The organism is Plantibacter sp. H53 (genome assembly GCF_001650455.1).
Classification (GTDB): Bacteria; Actinomycetota; Actinomycetes; order Actinomycetales; family Microbacteriaceae; genus Plantibacter; species Plantibacter flavus_A.
In genome coordinates this window covers 1-17,926 of record NZ_LWCT01000015.1, presented here as the reverse complement: position 1 = coordinate 17,926, position 17,926 = coordinate 1, and the positions used below count along the sequence as shown (strand labels likewise).

Sequence of the window (17,926 nt, the reverse complement as noted above, 5' to 3'; positions counted from 1 at the left end):
CTGGGATGAGACATCCCCGACAGCTGGGGCAGCGCACGTGCCCTGGATGGGTAGCATGGACACGTTCCGGATTCCGACGACGAAAGGCCGCGCGTGATCACCGCAGAGGACATCACGAGGCGTGCCGCGATCGCCGAGTACCAGGTCGTCGGTCGTCCGCCCGAGACGGACCTCGAGAGTCTCGTCCACCTCGCCGCGGCCATGTGCGACGTGCCGACCGCCGTGATCAACATCATCGACGACCGGTTCCAGCACCAGATCGCCGCGGTCGGGTTGGAACCGGCGAGCTGCTCGCGCGAGGACTCGATGTGCGCGGTCGTGTTCCAACAGCGGGTGCGGACGATCGTCTCGGACGCTCGGGAGGACCCACGCTTCGCGGCGAACCCCTTCGTCACCGGTGAGCTCGCCAACGTCCGCTTCTACGCGTCGAGCCCGCTCATCACCCCCGACGGCGTCCCGATCGGCACCCTGTGCATCTTCGACGACCGTGTCCGAGAGCTGTCCGCGGAACAGGGCAAAGCCCTGGACCTCCTCGCGAGGCAGGTCGTCGACGTCCTCGAGCTGCTTCGCCTGACGCACGAGCTCGGCCAGTCCAACGAACAGCTCGCCCAGTTCGCCGGGCAGGTGAGCCACGACCTGCGCAACCCGCTCATGGCGGTCTCCGGGTTCCTCGAGCTCGCGACCGACAGTCCGGAGATGGTGAACGCGCCACACGCGGCGAAGGCGCTCGCGCGAGCCGAGTCCGCCGCCGACCGGATGGCGGCGATGATCACCGACCTGCTCGACTTCGCACGGATCGGTGGCGCCCGTCCGCGACGCGTCCCGATCGACCTCGAGCCGCTCGTGTCCTCCGTGGTCGAGGACCTCGACGCGACCATCACCTCGACCGGCGCGACCGTCGAGGTCGACACGCGCCTCCAGGTGCACGGCGACGAGACGCTGCTGCGAGCCCTGCTGCAGAACCTGATCGCGAACGCCGTGAAGTTCAGTGCGGCCGCCGGAGTCGTCCCGCACGTGCTCGTCCAGGCCGAGCGGGTCTCCGCCGGGGTGCTGGTCGCGGTCGAGGACAACGGTCCCGGCGTCGCTCCGGAGCAGCGTGAGCGCGTCTTCGACCTCATGGAACGCGCGGCGGGGAGCGAGGTCGCCGGCCTCGGCATCGGCCTCTCGACCTGCCGACGCATCGTCGAGGCGCACGGTGGCCGGATCGAGATCGACGAGTCGGGTCTCGGGGGAGCGAGCATCTGGTTCCTGTTGCCCGACGCCCGGTCAGCGGGCTGAGCCGCCCGCGCGTGCGCGGTGCCTGCGGACGCCCGACCGGTTGGCGCACCGCACCGAGCAGTAGCGCTGACGGCCGTTGCGGGTGACGTCGACGACGACCCGCCGGCACGTGTCGCCGGGTTCGGTCCCCGCGGCACACCGACCGAGCCGCTGCATCCCCCTCGTCGTCAGGTGGAGGGCGGTCCCGACGCTGATCACCGCGGCCAGGACTTCGGGGAGCGCCTGATGCTCGTCGCGGTAGTGCAGGTGCCACCCCTCGCCGTCGTGGTCCGTCAGCCGCGGGAACGCGGCCGCGGAAGCCATCTGGCGGTTGAGCGCGGCCGCCCTGGCCTGATCGTCTGCCGCGTCGACGACGGTCAGCCACTCGTCGACGACCCGGCGGACTCGGGCGTGGTCGTCGGTCACCTCGGTGAAGGGCATGGTCATCCCGTGCTCGCGGGTGCGGGCGACGATGCCGTGCCGGTCGTCGGGCCAGTCGTTCGCCAGCGACGCGGCCAGGAGGACGGCGTACGAACCGTAAGGGTTGAGATGCATAACGCCATTACATCATGGTGGAGTCATGACCCTCCTCGACGCACCCCCGCAGTCCTCCGAACCGTCGCCGAACGCCCTCGACGCCTGCCGCCACACCTGGGCGACGGAGTCGGCGCATATCACCTCGGAGGGGTCGCTGCGCTACCTCCGGTGTACCGCCTGCGGCAGTCGTCGGGTGGAACTGCGACCCCACGCCGACGAACCAGCGGTCGCGGTCACGCGCCAGGACATCCCGCCGCGGTGATGCAGCACCGAGACGGACCACGGTGACGTCCTCCCGCCGCGCGCGTTAGCGTTGGACGCATGCATGCGGGACCGCGCCCGCCCAGTGACGAGAGGAACCCCATGAGCGCCGACGTCTGGCTCGACAAGGAATCACCCGAGGTCTATCAGGCGCTCGTCGAGACCGGACGCGCCGCGGGTCGAGCGGCCCTCGCCACCGGCATCGACAAGCGGCTCATCGAGCTGATCCGGATCCGGGCCTCACAGATCAACGGTTGCGCGTACTGCCTGCGCATCCACGTCGCCGATGCGATCGCGCTCGGCGAGACCACGGAACGCCTCGCCATCCTGTCCGCCTGGCGCGACAGCGAGTACTTCAGCCCGGTGGAGCAGGCAGCCCTCGCGATCACCGAGGACGTCACCCTCATCGCGGACGTGCAACATCGCCGGCGACTGCCGGACGACGACCTGTCGACGCTCACGAACGGTCAGATCGCCGCCGTCCGATGGCTGGCGATCGTCATCAACGCCTTCAACCGCGTCTCGATCACGAGCCACTACCCGGTGCGCCCGGAGCAGGCGGACTGACGGCGGTCAGTCCTTCCGGCGTCTCGCGCCGCGGAACCACGCTGCGACGCGGGTGCCCAGCCCGTCGGAGTACTCGTTCGAGAGGTCGAGCGTCTCCTGGCCGAGATCGCCACCGTTCCTGATCGACTCGAGCGCACGCAGTGCCCGGGCCTCCTGCTCGGCGGCTCGCTTCCGGCGGTCCTCATCACCCATGCGCCCAGCCTAGACGCGGTCGGCGGTGACGCCGCCGTTCACACCGTCACGTGGTGACGGCCGATCGGCAGCATGAGCGGCCTGCCCGAGGTCGGATCGGTGATGACCTGGTTCTGCAGTCCGAACACCGCGCGCACCGCCGACTCCGTCAGCACCTGGTGGGGCGTCCCCGCCGCATGGACGCGGCCGCCGGCGAGGGCGATGAGGTGGTCGGCGTATCGTGCGGCGAGGTTCAGGTCGTGGAGCACCATGACGATGGTCGTCCCGCGCGAACGGTTGAGGTCGGTGAGGAGGTCGAGCACCTCCACCTGGTGGCTCACATCGAGGAAGGTGGTCGGTTCGTCGAGGAGGAGCAGGTCGGTCTGCTGCGCGAGCGCCATCGCGATCCACACGCGCTGACGCTGTCCGCCGGACAGCTCGTCGACGTGCCGGTCCGCGAGCTCGCTCGTCTCGGTGGCGTCGAGGGCTGCGGCGACAGCGACGTCGTCCTCGGTGCTCCAGCGCGAGAGGAAGCCCTGGTGCGGGTGCCTGCCCCGGCCGACGAGGTCGGCGACCGTGATCCCCTCCGGCGCGATGGGCGACTGCGGGAGCAGGCCGAGCGTGCGTGCCAGCTGCTTCGCCGGCAGTCGGTGCACGTCCTTGCCGTCGAGGACGACGCGGCCGCTCCGAGGCGTCAGCAGGCGGGACATCGATCGCAGCAGCGTCGACTTGCCGCAGGCGTTCGCGCCGACGATCGCCGTCACCCGACCGGGCGGAACGAGGAGGTCGAGTCCGTCGATGACGGTCCGGTCGCCGTAGCCGAGTGCGAGTCGCTCGACGAGGAGCTGGTGTTCCGTGGTCACAGGGTGCCTCCGGGATGGTCGGGCGGCGTGCCGGTCACAGCGAGCCACCGGCGCGATTGGTGCGGATGATGAGCCAGATGAGGAACGGCGCCCCGAGCACCCCGGTCACGACGCCGACGGGGTAGCGTGCGCCGAGGAGGTACTGCCCGGTGAGATCGGCCACGAGGACGAGGAGGGCGCCCACGAGCGCGGCGGGCACGAGCATCGACCCGCCGCGGCCGACGACCCGCGAGGCGATGGGGCCGGAGAGGAACGCGACGAACGCGATGGGACCCGACGCCGCGGTCGCGAACGCGATCAGCCCGACGGCCGCGACGATGATGATCAACCGGGTCCGGCCGACGCGGACGCCGAGTGCGGCGGCGGTGTCGTCGCCGAGTCGGGTCGCGGCGAGGTTCCTCGACTGGGCGAGGAGGACGGGGCCGAGCACGAGCAGTGCCACGACGACCGGACCGAGCTGCGACCAGCTCGTCCCGTTGAGACTGCCGGTCAGCCACCGGGTGGCCTCCTGCAGGTCCCACTGGGCCGCCCGCGACAGGATGTACGTCGTGACGCTGTCGAGCATGGCGGCGACACCGATGCCGATCAGGATGAGTCGGGTTCCGGCGACGCCGCCGCGGTAGGCCAGGACGTAGACGAGGACCGCCACCGCGAGGCCGACGACGATGGCGAAGACCGACACCTCGGTCGCGCCGAGCGAGAGGGTGACGATCGCGAAGGCGGCGGCTGCGCTCGACCCGGCGCTGATGCCGATGATGTCCGGGCTCGCGAGGGGGTTCCGGAGCATCGTCTGGAAGGTGACGCCGGCCAGGCCGAACGAGGCGCCGGCGACGACCGCGAGGACCGCCCGGGGGAGCCGCAACCGTCCGACGGCGAAGGAGGCGCCCGGCACGTCGTGACCGAGGATGACGCGCACGACGTCGCTCGGCGGATAGAAGGTGTTGCCCACCATCAGCGAGATCAGGAAGACCGCGACGATGAGCGCGGCGAGGGCGGTCATGACGGCGACCCGGCGACGACGGCGCACCCGGCGTCCACCGACGACGCGGTCGATGGTCGAGGGCGTCTGCTCGTCGACGCCGGTCACAGGGCGCTCACCTTCTGGCGTCGGACGATCGCGATGAAGATCGGTGCGCCGATCAGCGCGGTGATGATGCCCACGTCGATCTCCGCGGGGCGGGCGACGATGCGGCCGAGGACGTCGGCGACGGTGAGGAGGATCGCCCCGACGACGGCGGAGAAGGGGAGGAGCCACCGGTGGTCGACGCCGACGATGAGCCGACAGGCGTGCGGTACGACGAGCCCGACGAAGCCGATGGGACCGGTGACCGCGGTCGCCGCCCCGCAGAGCACCACCGAACCGAGGGCCGCCGCACCGCGTGCGATGGCGACCCGTTCGCCGAGGCCGGCGGCGAGGTCGTCGCCGAGTGCGAGGGAGTTGAGGCCGCGGGCCGACAGCAGGCAGACGAGGAACCCGACGACGAGGAACGGGAGGACCTGCTCGAGCTGGACGACGGTGGCGCCACCGACGCCCCCGATCTGCCAGGACCGCACACTACTCGCGATGTCGCCGCGGGGCAGCACGACGGCGGTGATGACGGAGGCGAGGGTGGCCGACGTCGCGGCCCCGGCGAGGGCGAGCTTGAGCGGGGTCGCGCCACCGCGGCCGAGCGAGCCGACCGTGTACACGAAGACCGCCGTGGCTCCGGCACCGATGATCGCGACCCAGACGGTGGTGTTCGCCGCTGCGAGCCCGAAGTAGGCGAGACCGGTCACGACGGCGAGGGAGGCGCCGAGGTTGATCCCGAGGATGCCCGGGTCGGCGAGGGGGTTACGGGTCACACCCTGCATGACGGCGCCGGAGACGCCGAGCGCCGCACCGGCCACGACCGCCAGGAGCGTGCGTGGGATCCGCTTGGCCACGGCCGCCTGGTCGAAGCCGTCCACGCCACCCGCGAAGGCACCGAGGACCGCCGACCAGTCGACGTCGCGCGAGCCGATCGTCACGGAACCGACCATCGCGGCGAGGAGGACGAGGGCTGCGACGAGGAGCCAGAGCCCACGAACCCGCCTCGGGCGTCGCACGACGGCGACACCCGAGGCGGGCGGGGTGGCGGTGCCGGTGATCACGCCGCCTGGTCAGCCGCCTGCGCGAGCAGCTTCAGGTAGTCGTCCAGGATCCAGGAGATCGAGAGCGGCGTCGGGTTGGCGGCGGTTCCGAGGGGGCTGGTGCCGGGGAGGGCGACGATGGCGCGGTTCGCGACCGCGGGCATCTGCGACAGCAGCGGGTCGGCCTCGAGCGCCGCGATGAGCTCGTCGCCACCGTACGTCACGATGATGTCGACGTCGCTGAACGCGTCGGCCTGTTCGGCGCTCTGCGTGAGGGAGAACGACTCGGTCTCGGCGGAGGCCGCCGCGACGCTCTCGGGGAACGCGAGGCCGAGGTCCTCGAAGAACGCGGTGCGGGTGTCGTGGGTCGTGTAGTAGCTGACCTCGCTGAGGTCACTGGTGTCGACGTGGGTGAGGAACATCGCGGTCTTGCCCTCGAGCTGCGGGTACGCCGCCGCCGCGTCGCTGATCTCGTCTTCGAGCTGCGTCACGAGTGCTTCGCCCTCGTCAGCCATGCCCATGGCCTCGCTGTTGAACAGGATGGTGTCGCGCCAGGACGTGCCCCAGGCGGTCTCCGGGTAGGCCACGACGGGGGCGATCTCGGTGAGGGTGTCGTAGTCCTCCTGGGTGAGCCCCGAGTATGCGGCGAGGATAACGTCGGGGTTCGTGTCGGCGACGGCTTCGAAGTCGATCCCGTCGGTCTCGTCGAAGAGCACCGGGGTCTCGGCGTCGAGCGCTTCGAGCTTCTCCTCGACCCAGGGGAGCATCCCGTCGCCGTCGTCGTCACCGAAGTTCGCAGCGGCCATCCCGACGGGCACGACGCCGAGGGCCAGTGGCACCTCGTGGTTCGCCCAGTTCACGGTGGCGACGCGCTCCGGCTTGGCGTCGATCGTCGTGGTGCCGAGGGCGTGCTCGATCGTGATCGGCGTGAAGCCGTCGCCGCTGCCGGTGCCTTCGTCGGCCGACGACGACGAGCAGGCCGCGAGGCCGATGGTGAGGAACGCCGCCGCGGAGAGGGCGATGAGACGTGGTGCGCGCTGCATGGGGTCCTTTCGGGTGCTGCTGGCTGACACCTGCGTGCGGGCACGACGAACGACTGCGCCGGAGGACGTCGTCGAGGGGTCGGGTATGGCGACCGTGAGCGGCCGGCATCATGCACGAGGAGAAGGAGATGAAGGGTTGCCTAACCAAAGTTAGCTGGCAACCGATCCTGGCGCAATCGAGCGGATCCGACGCGTTCCTTCGCGAATCGGACAACCGATCGCGGATCCACCGATCCGTCCTAGCGGTTCCGGAATCGCCCGGGGCTCATGCCGGTGACGCGGCGGAACGCGGTCCCGAACGCCGTCGACGAGCGGTACCCGACGGCGGTCGAGACCTCGTCGATGCTGTCACCCGCCGTGAGCCGGGTGATCGCGTGCTGGGCACGGGCGGCGGCGACCCAGCGGGTGAACCCCAACCCGGTCTCTGATTCGAAGGCGCGCGTCACCGTCCGGGTGCTCACGCCCAGTCGGGTGGCCCAGTCGACGAGCGAGGTCGTGTCGGACGGGTCGATGCGTATGCGCTCGGCGATGGGTGCCAGGAGCGCCGACCGGGGGACTCGGAGGAGCAGCTCGTGCTCGGCCGGCTCCAGCACGTCGACGATGGCGGCCTCGGTGGTGGCACGCGCGCGGTCCTCGAGCTCGGCGTCGCTGAGCCGATCGAGCAGGAGACGCAGCAGAGGCGTCACCTCCACCGCCGTCGGCTGCTCGGAGATCATCGGGACCCGATCGACGCTGAACATCGCGGCCCGCTGCCAGGTGCCCGCCGGGGTCCATCCGGTGTGGCGGACACCGGCCGGGATCCAGAGACCGTGGTGCGGGGTGACGGTCCAGACACGCTCGTCGACGGTCGCGGTGGATGCGCCGCGATCGTTCCACAGGAGCTCGTGCGTGGGGTGGGAGTGCTCGTCCCAGTGCGTGTCCCGCGCGATCCGCTCGGTGTTGCCGCGGATGACGAAGGGCACGGGGATCGCGCCGGCCTCGTAGAGGGGGAGTCGGCGGCGCGCCGGAGCCGTGTCCGTCGCGTCGAGGGACTGGTCCCACGGGTCGGCGGCGGCGGGGACTGGCACTGCTCCAGCGTACGGGGGTCCGCGCCGGACCGTCCCGCTTCAGCACTGCTTCAGCTCGTCCGCGCCAGACTGGGACGCGCCGCTCGACCGTCGACCGGCACGGACCCTGGAGGTTGCACCGGATGCGGATACTCGTCGTGGACGATGAGGTGCGACTCGCCGACGGTGTTCGGAGAGGGCTCGAGGCGGAGGGCTTCGCGGTCGACGTCGCTGCGAACGGTGTCGACGGCCTGTGGATGGCCGGCGAGCATCGCTATGACGCCATCATCCTCGACATCATGATGCCGGGCCTCAGCGGCTACCGCGTCTGTCAGCAGCTCCGCGACGCGGGCGACTGGACCCCGATCCTCATGCTCACGGCGAAGGACGGCGACTGGGACCAGGTCGAGGCCCTCGACACCGGTGCCGACGACTTCCTGAGCAAACCGTTCTCCTTCGCGGTGCTCGTCGCACGGATCCGCTCACTCGTCCGGCGTGGATCGCGGGAGCGGCCGACGGTGCTCGAGGTCGGCGAACTGCGGCTCGACCCGGCGTCGAAGCAGGTCCACCGGGGCGACGTCCCGATCGACCTGACCTCGCGCGAGTTCGCGGTCCTCGAGTTCCTCATGCGACGCGGGGGCGAGGTGGTGTCGAAGCGCGAGGTCCTGCAGAACGTCTGGGACGACGATTTCGAGGGCGACCCCAACATCGTCGAGGTCTACGTCGGACATCTCCGCAACAAGGTGGACCGCCCCTTCGAGCGTGCTTCGATCGAGACCGTGCGCGGGTTCGGATACCGGTTGGCGGGCGGTCGTGGCTGACGGCGGGCAGCACGGAGCGGTCGCGCCCCGACGGCGGCTGTGGCGCTCCGTCCGAGCCCGCGCGGCGCTCGGATCGGTGCTCGCGGTCGGAGTCTTCCTCGGGGTCGGCTCCGTGGCGTTCGTCGGCCTGTTCTCCGCGGCGCTGCGTTCCGGCGTCGAGCAGAGCGCCTCGGCCGAGGCGGAGAGCGTCTCGGCACAGCTCGTCGCGGCCGACGCGACGACGCTGCCCGAGGACGACGGTCGACTCCTGGTCCTCGTCGAGGACGGACGTGTCGTGGACCGGACGGACGACGAGATCGAGCTCCCGACGCCGATCCCGGACGGTGACGTGTTCGTCTCGGTCGTCGACGACGAGCCGGTGGTGTTCGCCAGTGAGGACGTCGACGTCGACGGCCGTGACCTCGTCGTCCTCGCGGGCCGTTCCCTCGAGGAGACCGACGACGCCGTCGGACTCGTGTCGATGCTCCTCCTCATCGCGGTGCCCGTGCTCGTCGCCCTCGTCGGCGGACTGACCTGGCTGCTCGTCGGGCGTGCGCTGGCGCCGGTGGAACGCATCCGCCGTGAGGTCTCGGAGCTCGGGGCGGGCGAGCTGCACCGACGGATCGAGGTCCCCGACACGGGCGACGAGATCGGTCGCCTCGCCGGGACGATGAACGGCATGCTCGAGCGGCTCGAGGACGCCCAGACGGCGCAGCGGCGGTTCGTGTCGGACGCCTCCCACGAGCTCCGCTCACCGCTTGCGGTGATCAGGCAGTACGCCGAGGTTGCGGCGCTCCACCCGGACCGGGTCGATCCGGCCGAGCTGTCCTCGATGGTCCTCGAGGAGGGTGCCAGGATGCAGGGGCTCGTCGAGTCACTCCTGCTCCTCGCGAAGCTCGACGAAGGGGCGGTGGGCACCGGGCGGCGCACGGTCGACGTCGACGACCTCCTATTGGCGGAGGCCGCTCGCCTTCGGTCTGCAGGCGGACTGCGTGTCGAGTCCGCGGCCGTCGCGGCGGCGAGGGGCGACGGCGACGACGTCCTGCTCGCCCGGGTGGTGCGGAACCTCGTCGACAACGCCGTCCGGCACGCGCGCTCCGTGGTCCGACTGGGATCCGCCACCGATGGTCGGTTCGTCAGGATCTCCGTGGAGGACGACGGCCCCGGCGTGCCGGTCGAGTCCCGCGCACACGTGTTCGAACGGTTCGTCCGCCTCGACGAGAGCCGTTCGCGTGACGCCGGCGGTTCGGGCCTGGGCCTGGCGATCGTGGCCGACGTCGTGCGGCTGCACGGTGGGTCGATCGAACTCGTCGACAGCGCGCTCGGCGGTGCGGCGTTCATCGTCACGCTCCCGGCGTCGTCCGCTTCCTGAACGCGGCTTCAGCTCGCTTCAGGTCCGCTTCAGCGCTCCTCGGACAGTCTGGGGCACATGAACGAGAACACCGCCTCCCAGCCCACCGATCGTACGCAGGACACCGCAGCCACCGAGCGCATCGAGCCCATCGACCGTGTCGAGACGACCGATCACACCGCCATCCCCGCGACCCCGGCGACCTCCGGGAAGTCGGCCTTCTGGCGCCGGAAGCCCGTGTGGATCACCGCGATCGTCGTCGGGGCCCTCGCCCTCGGTGGAGCCGGTGCCGCCTACGCCGTGGACGAGTTCGGCGACGCCGACGACGACCGCGTCACGGCGGCGTCGAACACCGACCGCGACGGTGGCACCGCCGTCGACGACGGTGACACCACGGCGGCGACCGACGACCGCGACGCCCGTGACGCCGACGACGTGCCGCTGACCGACACCGAGTTCGACGCGGCCTCGAAGGCGGCGCTCGCCGAGGCGAAGGGCGGTACCGTGACCGACGTCGACCGCAGTGACGACCCCGGCGAGGCGTTCGAGGTCGACGTCCTCCTCGAGAACGGCGACGAGCTCGAGATCACGCTCGACGCGGACTACGCCGTAGTCACGAGCGTGCTCGACCCGCGCGACTGACGGACGCACCCCGCCGGGTGCGGAACGACGAGAGCCGGACGGAATCCCAGGATTCCGTCCGGCTCTCGTCGTCTGTGTGGCGTGCTAGGAACGCGGCTTGCGGTCGTACGAGCCGCCGCCGGTGCCGCCCTCGTCGTCGCGTCGGCGGGCCGGGCCGCCGCGGTCGGGACGGAGCTCGATGAGCTTGCCGCTGATGCGGGTGTTCTCGAGACGGTCGAAGACGTCGTTGCCGAGGCTCGCCGGGAGTTCGACGATCGAGAAGTCCGGCTTGATCTGGATCGCACCGAAGTCCTCGCGCTTCAGACCACCCTCGTTCGCGAGCGCGCCCACGATCTGACGCGGGTCGACCTTCTGGCGACGACCCACGGCGATGCGGTACGGGGCCATCGGTCCGCTGGACGGGCGGCTGCGACGCTCGGGGCGGTCGCCCTGATCGCCGCGGTCGCTCCGGTCGCCGCGGTCGAAGCGCGAGCCGCGGTCACCGGAGTCGCGACGGTCGCGACCGGCGCGGTCGTTGCCGCGGTTGGTGTTGTCGAACTCCTCACGACGGCGGCGCTCGTCCTCCGCGGAGAGGAGCAGCGGCGTCTCGCCCTGGGAGACGACGGCCAGCGCCGCGGCGACATCGGCCTCGGGGACATCGTGGTGCGAGACGTAGTGGCCGATGATCTCGCGGAAACGCTCGATGCGCTCGGTCTGGCCGAGCGCTTCGGTGATCGCGTCGTCGAAGCGGGTGAGGCGGGTCGCGTTGACGTCGTCGACGCTCGGCAGCTGCATCTGCGTGAGCGGCTGACGGGTGGCCCGCTCGATGGCCTTCAGCAGGTGGCGCTCGCGCGGTGTGACGAAGCTGATCGCGTCGCCCGTGCGTCCGGCGCGGCCGGTGCGACCGATGCGGTGCACGTAGGACTCGGTGTCGACGGGGATGTCGTAGTTGACGACGTGGCTGATGCGCTCGACGTCGAGACCGCGCGCGGCGACGTCGGTCGCGACGAGGATGTCGAGCTTGCCTGCCTTCAGCTGGTTGACGGTCCGCTCGCGCTGCACCTGGGCGACGTCGCCGTTGATGGCGGCAGCCGAGTAACCGCGTGCGCGGAGCTTCTCGGCGAGCGTCTCGGTCTCGTTCTTCGTGCGCGTGAAGATGATCATCGCGCTGAAGTTCTCGGTCTCGAGGATGCGGGTCAGCGCGTCCACCTTCTGCGGGTAGGAGACCGTCAGGTAGCGCTGCGTGATGCTGGCCGAGGTCGTGGTCTTCGTCTTGACCGTGATCTCTTCCGGGTTGTTCAGGTACTTCGCGGAGATGCGACGGATGGACGACGGCATCGTCGCGGAGAACAGCGCGACCTGCTTGTCCTTCGGGGTGTCGGCCAGGATCGTCTCGACATCCTCGGCGAAGCCCATCTTCAGCATCTCGTCGGCCTCGTCGAGCACGAGGTACTTGAGCTCCGTGAGGTCGAGGGTGCCCTTCTCCAGGTGGTCCATGATGCGACCCGGCGTGCCGACGACGATGTGGACGCCGCGACGGAGGGCCGACAGCTGGACGCCGTAGCCCTGGCCGCCGTAGACGGGCAGGACGTGGACGCCGCGCAGGTGGGTGGCGTACTTCTCGAACGCCTCGCAGACCTGGAGGGCGAGTTCACGGGTCGGTGCGAGGACGAGCGCCTGCGGCGTCTTCTGCGTGATGTCGAGGCGGGACAGGATCGGCAGGGCGAACGCCGCGGTCTTGCCGGTGCCCGTCTGTGCGAGGCCGACGACGTCGCGTCCCTCGAGCAGCAGCGGGATGGTGGCCGCCTGGATGGCGGACGGGGTCTCGTAGCCGACGTCCTTGAGTACCTTGAGCACCGCGTCGTCGAGGCCGAGGTCGGAGAAGGTCTGCGTAGCGCCGGCGGGTTCCGCCTCGGGCTGCGTCGTGGAATCAGAAGACGTCATACTCCTAACGGTAGTCGCAACGCAAGCGTTTGCAGGACATGGTCTGGAGCCGACCGGTCCGCGCCGTCGCCCGGGGCGCCCGCCTCACCGTCCTACAGGCTGCCCCAGCGCGCCCGGGCACCGCAGAAGAGTCCATAGGCGATCAGCCCGACGCCGACCACGAGCAGGATGACGACGCCGAACGGGAGCGCGGCCAATGCCGAGATGGCACCGTCCATGCCGGAGGCCTTCTCGGGGTCCTGGGTGGCGGCCGCGACGAGGAACAGGATGCCGACGGTGACCAGTGCGATCCCCTTGGCGACCCATCCGATGACGCCGAGGACGACGACGGCACGCTTCGTCGTGCCGGTGGGCGGGTGCACGTCCTCGAGGAACTTCCGCGTGACGCCCTTGAAGACGAAGAAGCCGCCGATGCCGATGACCACGAGGCCGACGACGATGACGACGAACACCCCGCCGGGGGAGGACAGGAGTGTCGCTGTGAGGCCCTGGCTGGACTGCGAGGAGTCCTGGCTGCCGCCGAGGGCGAAGGTCAGCGCGGTCGATCCGACGGCGAGGTAGGCGATCGCGCGTCCGGCGGTCGAGATCCGCTTGCTCCACCGCTTGCGGGTGTCGGATTCGCGCACGAGGAAGGCGGAGATCGCCGTCCAGAGACCGAGGGCGAACAGGCCGACGGCGACGACCCAGATGATGACGATCCCGCCGGGCGTGCCTGCAAGCGTCTTGAGCGCACCCGACTGGTCCGCGTCACCGCCGCCGCCGGATCCACCGCTCGCGCCGGACAGGGCGATGGAGATCGCGATCCCGCCGATGAGGACGTGGAGCAACCCGTTGACGGCGTGACCGGTGCGGGCGAGCGTGCGGAGGGTCGTGCTGTTGTGTGCGGTTCCAGCGGCTTGGTCTGCGGCGGCGCGTGCGTTCTCAGGCATCAGACCACGGTAGCGGCCGGGTTCCCGACCACCAGGGGGGTTGCGCGCCGTGCCGGTGGACCGGCGTCGTCGATCGAGCACCGATCCGAGCGGCACCTCGTTTCCGAATGACACGCATGCCCGTGAACCCCTCGCGTCCCGCCCCGCCGGACGACCCCTCCGTGATCACCGCCGATGCGACCGCGCTCGGCCTGGGACGCGTCACGGTGGACACCGATCTCGGACCGGTCACCGTCCGTGCGGGGCGCGAAGCGGGTGGACCGGCAACGATCCTGCTGCACGGCGCCGCCGGTTCCTGGACCACCTGGTCACCCCTCCTCCGCGCCGACGACGAGCGGGGCGCGGTCGTCGACGACGTCATCGCCGTGGATCTCCCGGGGTGGGGTGCATCGGCACTTCCCGCCGCCGATCCGGTGACGGTCGGAGACCTCTCCACCGCCGTCGCGACCGTCGCCCGCTCGCTCGGCTACCTGTCCTGGCGTCTCGTCGGGCATTCGCTCGGCGGGTTCGTCGCGCTCGACCTCGCCGTCCGCGAACCCGAGGCGACGATCCGGGTCGACCTCGTCTCACCGACGGGGATCGGGGTCGTCGAGGCGATCCGGCAGCCGCTCGGTGGCGGCGCCCGGCTCCCGTGGTTCGCGGGCATGCTCCTCGCGATGCGGATGCTGCAGGCGCTCGGCGGACGCGGGCCAGGGCTCGTCCGCGCGCTGAACCGGATCGGTCTGCTCGCACCGCTCATGTCGCCCCTGTTCGGACGACGTCGGGACCTCGACCGCTCGGTCGTCGACGCGCTCGCAGCCGACGTCCGGCCGGCGTCGTTCCTCCTGGCGGCCCGAGCGGCCGCCGCCTACGACCTGCACGTCTGGCGCGGCGTGCGGTGTCCCGTCCGCTGCATGACGGGCGACCGCGACGTCTTCGTCGGGCCCGACGATGCAGCCGTCCTCACCGCTCTCGTCCCGGACCTGCGACTGCGCACCCTGCCGGCGACCGGGCACTTCGCGGCGGTGGAACACCCGGAGGCCGTGCTCGATCTCTTCACCTCGGAGTGATCCGCGTGGCCTCGCGGGTGCAGCGACGTCGGCATCCGCTATCCTGGTCCTCTGCCCGACTTCGTGGTTGGGGTGGTTGATCGTCCGCACCGTGCTGCACCCGCGCCGTGTGTCGAGCATCGATCTGGGGCTGGAAACCCCCAGCACCCACACCCCTCGCACGGAGGTCCTCCTTGTCTGCATCCGCAGCCACCGCATCGCATCCCACCACAGCACCGTCCGGTTCCCCGGCCCGCCGCTGGTGGGTCCTCGTCGTCCTCGCGATGACGCAGCTCATCGTCGTCCTCGACGGCACGATCGTGAACATCGCCCTTCCGGCAGCCCAGCAGGAGCTCGAGCTGTCCGACACGCAGCGTCAGTGGGTCGTCACGGCCTACGCCCTCGCGTTCGGCGCGCTGTTGCTGCTCGGTGGCCGCATCGCCGATTACTGGGGCCGGAAGCGCACCTACCTGGTCGGCATGGTCGGCTTCGGCGCCGCATCGGCCTTCGGCGGGTTCGCCCAGAGCGGGACCGAACTCATCATCGCGCGCGGCCTGCAGGGCGTGTTCGCCGCGCTCATGGCGCCCGCCGCACTCGCGCTCCTCACCGTCACCTTCGCCCACGGCCGCGACCGCAACACGGCCTTCGCCGTCTTCGGTACCGTCGCCGGTGCCGGGGCGGCCGTGGGCCTGATCCTCGGCGGCGTGCTGACCGAGTTCGTCGACTGGCGCTGGTGCCTGCTCGTCAACGTGCCCTTCGTGATCGTCGGACTCATCGCCGGCCTCATCCTCGTTACCGAGAGCAAGGCCGAGGGCGACAACCGCTACGACTGGCTCGGTGCGATCACGGTCATCCTGGGCCTCGGTTCCCTCGTCTACGGCTTCACGCTGGCCGAGGGCGGCTGGGGGAGCGCCGACACCATCGGCTTCCTCGCGCTCGGTGCGGGACTCCTCTCCCTCTTCGTCTTCATCGAGATGCGTGTCGCGCAGCCTCTGCTCCCGCTGCGCATCGTGGCGGACCGGGTCCGCGGCGGTGCCTTCCTCATGCAGATGATCGTCGGCAGCGTCATGATCGGTGCCCTGCTCTACCTGACGTTCCACCTGCAGATCGTGCTCGGCTTCCCGCCGCTCGAGGCGGGCATCGCGACCCTCCCGATGACCGTCGCGATCATGATCGTCGCCCCGATCGCCACGAAGCTCCTGCCGGCCATCGGCCCGCGCCCGCTGCTCATCATCGGTCCGCTCGTCGCGGCGGCCGCCCTCGTATACCTCAGCCGCATCACGGCCGACGGCGACTACTTCGTCCAGGTGCTGCCGGCGCTGCTCGTGCTCGGGATCGGCATGGCGATGATCTTCGTCCCGATGCAGAACCTCGCGCTGACGGGAGTCGCCCCGCACGACGCCGGTGCGGCCTCCGCCACGGCGAACGCCTCCATGCAGATCGGTGGGTCGATCGGCCTGTCGGTCTTCACCACGGTCTACGCGAGTGTCACCGACCAGGCGACGGTCACGGATCAGGCCTCGCAGCTCGTGGCGTTCACCCAGGGCTACTCGGCGGCGTTCATCGCGGCTGCGGTCGGCCTCGTGATCGCGAGCGTCATCGCGGTCGTCTGCATCCGCGGTCGCAAGGAGGACCTCCTGCCCTCGGGTGACCAGCAGGCCGTCCACCTGGGCTGAGCGGGACGGCGCCGCTTCGTCGAGCACAAGCCTCCTGACAGCAGGGTGCCGTCGGCGTACCGTGTCCGACATGGCCAGCACCGCGATCGTCCTCACCGTCCCCGGACCGCACGGCGACCGCGAGGTGCGTCTCTCCAGTCCCGACCGCGTGCTCTGGGAGGCGTCCGGTGTCACGAAGCGGGAGCTCGCGGAATACCTCATCGAGGTCGCGCCGGCCTTCCTCGCCGCCAACGGCGACCGTCCGGTGTCCCTGCAGCGGTTCCCAGGCGGCGTGGACGGCGAGTGGTTCTTCTCGAAGAACCCGCCGAAGGGGGCGCCGGAGTACGTCCGGGCGGTCGACGTCGTGTATCCGAGTGGCCGGCGGCATCCGCAACTCGTCCTCGACGAGGCGGCCTCTGTCGTCTGGGCCGCGCAGATGAACACGGTCGTGTTCCACCCGTGGCCGTCACAGGCGTCGGACACCGACCATCCGGACGAACTGCGGATCGACCTCGACCCGCAGCCGGGAACCGACTTCGCCGACGCCGTGCGCGTTGCGGGCTCGCTGCGGGAGCTGTTGACGGAGGTCGGTCTGACGGGGTTCGTGAAGACCTCCGGCAACCGAGGTGTCCACGTGTTCGCGCCCATCGAGCCGGAGCACGAGTTCCTCGACGTCCGGCACGCCGTGATCGCGGCGGCTCGGGAACTGGAGCGACGGGATCCCGACCGGGTCACGACCTCGTGGTGGAAGGAGGAGCGTGGTGAACGCATCTTCGTCGACTACAACCAGGCGAACCGCGATCGGACGATGGCCGGCGCCTACAGCCCGCGTGCGCTGGCCTCGGCGACCGTCTCGTGCCCGGTGACCTGGGACGAACTCCCCGAGATCGACCCGGGCTCCTTCACAGTGCGGACCGTCCCGGAGCGACTCCGGACGACCGGCGACCCGTGGGCCGGCATGCACGACACCGCTGGGCGCATCGACGTCCTCCTGCAGTGGTGGGAGCGGGACCTCGAGCAGGGGCTGGGCGAGCTCCCGTTCCCTCCCGACTTCCCGAAGATGCCGGGCGAGCCGCCACGGGTGCAGCCGAGTCGCGCCAGACACGCCGAGGACTGAGCCCACCCGGACACACGAACGCCCGGTGATCGTGGATCACCGGGCGTTCTGTGGACTCAGGGCGCTATTCGGCCTTGCCGAGGGCGAAGCGGACGCCGCCCTGCTCGTCGATCTGCGCGTCGAGGACCGCGTCGCTCAGGGCGACGGCTGCGGACTCCTCGAGGAAGACGGTCGCTCCGGCGCTTTCGATGACCTGGTCGGCCTCGTGCGGCGTCGCCGTCATGGTGACTTCGAAGTTGTTGTCGTCGGAGCTGCTGCTGATGCGCAGTCCGGCGCCGTGCGTGAGCGACGACGCGTCGTCCGGGACGACCAGTCCCGGGGTGAGTGGTGCGTTCTCGGCGAGGGTCTTGACGACTCGGCCGGCGTTCTCGGTCAGGGTGAGCATGTGTGTTCTCCGTTCCGTTCGCGAATACGAGTTCCCCACCATGCTCGGGTTCTCGGCGAGATGCCACCCCGAGGCCGATCCTCTGCGGGAACTGCCAAGCAACTCTGCAGGGATTCACACCTCCGCGCTGCTCGTAGCACAGCCCGGGTGATCGTCCCTTGGGGGTCCGTTCGGTGGAGTGGGCTGCTAGCGTCGAACGTGCTGTCCGGCGCGTGCATCCCGCCCCACAGCACCCCCAACAC

At 70.5% G+C, this 17,926-nt stretch carries 19 protein-coding genes; 9 read left to right on the top strand and 10 right to left on the bottom strand.

What is annotated here, in order from left to right; all coding sequences use genetic code 11:
* Positions 1–93: 93 nt before the first annotated feature.
* Positions 94–1,278: an ATP-binding protein gene (locus tag A4X17_RS09615; RefSeq protein ID WP_064295454.1), complete on the top strand. Its 1,185-nt coding sequence runs from the start codon at positions 94–96 to the stop codon at positions 1,276–1,278.
* Here the strand turns inward: A4X17_RS09615 and A4X17_RS09610 are convergent.
* Complete coding sequence (locus A4X17_RS09610; RefSeq protein WP_064295453.1) at positions 1,267–1,812, bottom strand: CGNR zinc finger domain-containing protein; 546 nt, start codon at positions 1,810–1,812, stop codon at positions 1,267–1,269. The genes A4X17_RS09615 and A4X17_RS09610 overlap by 12 nt on opposite strands.
* Before the next feature lie 25 nt (positions 1,813–1,837).
* Between A4X17_RS09610 and A4X17_RS09605 the strand changes: the two genes are divergently transcribed.
* Complete coding sequence (locus A4X17_RS09605; protein WP_064295452.1) at positions 1,838–2,056, top strand: hypothetical protein; 219 nt, start codon at positions 1,838–1,840, stop codon at positions 2,054–2,056.
* Positions 2,057–2,157: 101 nt separating this feature from the next.
* The gene (locus A4X17_RS09600; protein ID WP_064295451.1) at positions 2,158–2,622 is read left to right on the top strand and encodes a carboxymuconolactone decarboxylase family protein; all 465 of its coding nucleotides are present in this window, start codon (positions 2,158–2,160) and stop codon (positions 2,620–2,622) included.
* A gap of 6 nt (positions 2,623–2,628) precedes the next feature.
* Here the strand turns inward: A4X17_RS09600 and A4X17_RS09595 are convergent, their stop codons facing one another.
* From A4X17_RS09595 to A4X17_RS09570, 6 genes are all read right to left on the bottom strand, one after another.
* On the bottom strand, positions 2,629–2,814 hold the full coding sequence (locus A4X17_RS09595) for a hypothetical protein (RefSeq protein WP_064295450.1): 186 nt from the start codon (positions 2,812–2,814) through the stop codon (positions 2,629–2,631).
* 38 nt (positions 2,815–2,852) lie between these two features.
* Positions 2,853–3,656, bottom strand: coding sequence for an ABC transporter ATP-binding protein (locus tag A4X17_RS09590; protein ID WP_064295449.1), 804 nt, complete (start codon positions 3,654–3,656; stop codon positions 2,853–2,855).
* Positions 3,657–3,690: 34 nt separating this feature from the next.
* Complete coding sequence (locus A4X17_RS09585) at positions 3,691–4,743, bottom strand: iron chelate uptake ABC transporter family permease subunit (protein ID WP_064295448.1); 1,053 nt, start codon at positions 4,741–4,743, stop codon at positions 3,691–3,693.
* Positions 4,740–5,783, bottom strand: coding sequence for an iron ABC transporter permease (locus tag A4X17_RS09580; RefSeq protein ID WP_231884349.1), 1,044 nt, complete (start codon positions 5,781–5,783; stop codon positions 4,740–4,742). Before A4X17_RS09580 ends, A4X17_RS09585 begins: the two co-directional genes overlap by 4 nt.
* Entirely contained in the window at positions 5,783–6,808 is a 1,026-nt protein-coding gene (locus A4X17_RS09575; RefSeq protein WP_064295446.1) for an iron-siderophore ABC transporter substrate-binding protein, read from the bottom strand. The genes A4X17_RS09580 and A4X17_RS09575 overlap by 1 nt, the downstream gene beginning before the upstream one ends.
* A gap of 239 nt (positions 6,809–7,047) precedes the next feature.
* Positions 7,048–7,875, bottom strand: coding sequence for an AraC family transcriptional regulator (locus tag A4X17_RS09570; protein WP_157583430.1), 828 nt, complete (start codon positions 7,873–7,875; stop codon positions 7,048–7,050).
* A 122-nt stretch (positions 7,876–7,997) separates the two neighbouring features.
* Here A4X17_RS09570 and A4X17_RS09565 point away from each other — a divergent pair, with 122 nt between their 5' ends.
* From A4X17_RS09565 to A4X17_RS09555, 3 genes are read left to right on the top strand one after another with little or no spacing between them, the layout of a single operon-like run.
* Positions 7,998–8,675: a response regulator transcription factor gene (locus tag A4X17_RS09565; RefSeq protein WP_064295445.1), complete on the top strand. Its 678-nt coding sequence runs from the start codon at positions 7,998–8,000 to the stop codon at positions 8,673–8,675.
* A complete protein-coding gene (locus tag A4X17_RS09560) occupies positions 8,668–10,026 on the top strand; it encodes a cell wall metabolism sensor histidine kinase WalK (protein WP_082916067.1) in 1,359 nt (452 codons plus the stop codon). Before A4X17_RS09565 ends, A4X17_RS09560 begins: the two co-directional genes overlap by 8 nt.
* Positions 10,027–10,083: 57 nt before the next feature.
* Positions 10,084–10,647 (top strand): hypothetical protein, encoded by a 564-nt coding sequence (locus A4X17_RS09555; protein WP_064295444.1) that lies wholly within the window; start codon positions 10,084–10,086, stop codon positions 10,645–10,647.
* Between the two features lie 84 nt (positions 10,648–10,731).
* Here the strand turns inward: A4X17_RS09555 and A4X17_RS09550 are convergent, their stop codons facing one another.
* Complete coding sequence (locus tag A4X17_RS09550; protein ID WP_064295443.1) at positions 10,732–12,570, bottom strand: DEAD/DEAH box helicase; 1,839 nt, start codon at positions 12,568–12,570, stop codon at positions 10,732–10,734.
* Between the two features lie 92 nt (positions 12,571–12,662).
* Positions 12,663–13,499: a DUF1206 domain-containing protein gene (locus A4X17_RS09545; RefSeq protein WP_064295496.1), complete on the bottom strand. Its 837-nt coding sequence runs from the start codon at positions 13,497–13,499 to the stop codon at positions 12,663–12,665.
* 116 nt (positions 13,500–13,615) lie between these two features.
* Between A4X17_RS09545 and A4X17_RS09540 the strand changes: the two genes are divergently transcribed.
* From A4X17_RS09540 to ligD, 3 genes are all read left to right on the top strand, one after another.
* Entirely contained in the window at positions 13,616–14,548 is a 933-nt protein-coding gene (locus A4X17_RS09540) for an alpha/beta fold hydrolase (protein ID WP_064295495.1), read from the top strand.
* A gap of 173 nt (positions 14,549–14,721) precedes the next feature.
* Complete coding sequence (locus tag A4X17_RS09535) at positions 14,722–16,203, top strand: MFS transporter (protein ID WP_064295442.1); 1,482 nt, start codon at positions 14,722–14,724, stop codon at positions 16,201–16,203.
* A 70-nt stretch (positions 16,204–16,273) separates the two neighbouring features.
* Positions 16,274–17,299 carry a non-homologous end-joining DNA ligase gene (gene ligD / locus A4X17_RS09530; RefSeq protein ID WP_064295441.1) on the top strand — a complete coding sequence of 342 codons (1,026 nt, stop codon included), beginning with the start codon at positions 16,274–16,276 and terminating at the stop codon, positions 17,297–17,299.
* Between the two features lie 64 nt (positions 17,300–17,363).
* On the opposite strand, the gene A4X17_RS09525 is transcribed toward ligD, so the two are convergent.
* On the bottom strand, positions 17,364–17,684 hold the full coding sequence (locus A4X17_RS09525; protein WP_064295440.1) for a hypothetical protein: 321 nt from the start codon (positions 17,682–17,684) through the stop codon (positions 17,364–17,366).
* Positions 17,685–17,926: the final 242 nt, after the last annotated feature.

Bases quoted from the DNA above. Each gene is read 5' to 3' on its own strand.
- A4X17_RS09610 (WP_064295453.1), bottom strand. From the start codon at position 1,812: ATGCATCTCAACCCTTACGGTTCGTACGCCGTCCTCCTGGCCGCGTCG.
- A4X17_RS09605 (WP_064295452.1), top strand. From the start codon at position 1,838: ATGACCCTCCTCGACGCACCCCCGCAGTCCTCCGAACCGTCGCCGAAC.
- A4X17_RS09600 (WP_064295451.1), top strand. From the start codon at position 2,158: ATGAGCGCCGACGTCTGGCTCGACAAGGAATCACCCGAGGTCTATCAG.
- A4X17_RS09595 (WP_064295450.1), bottom strand. From the start codon at position 2,814: ATGGGTGATGAGGACCGCCGGAAGCGAGCCGCCGAGCAGGAGGCCCGG.
- A4X17_RS09575 (WP_064295446.1), bottom strand. From the start codon at position 6,808: ATGCAGCGCGCACCACGTCTCATCGCCCTCTCCGCGGCGGCGTTCCTC.
- A4X17_RS09565 (WP_064295445.1), top strand. From the start codon at position 7,998: ATGCGGATACTCGTCGTGGACGATGAGGTGCGACTCGCCGACGGTGTT.
- A4X17_RS09555 (WP_064295444.1), top strand. From the start codon at position 10,084: ATGAACGAGAACACCGCCTCCCAGCCCACCGATCGTACGCAGGACACC.
- A4X17_RS09550 (WP_064295443.1), bottom strand. From the start codon at position 12,570: ATGACGTCTTCTGATTCCACGACGCAGCCCGAGGCGGAACCCGCCGGC.
- A4X17_RS09545 (WP_064295496.1), bottom strand. From the start codon at position 13,499: ATGCCTGAGAACGCACGCGCCGCCGCAGACCAAGCCGCTGGAACCGCA.
- A4X17_RS09540 (WP_064295495.1), top strand. From the start codon at position 13,616: ATGCCCGTGAACCCCTCGCGTCCCGCCCCGCCGGACGACCCCTCCGTG.
- ligD (WP_064295441.1), top strand. From the start codon at position 16,274: ATGGCCAGCACCGCGATCGTCCTCACCGTCCCCGGACCGCACGGCGAC.
- A4X17_RS09525 (WP_064295440.1), bottom strand. From the start codon at position 17,684: ATGCTCACCCTGACCGAGAACGCCGGCCGAGTCGTCAAGACCCTCGCC.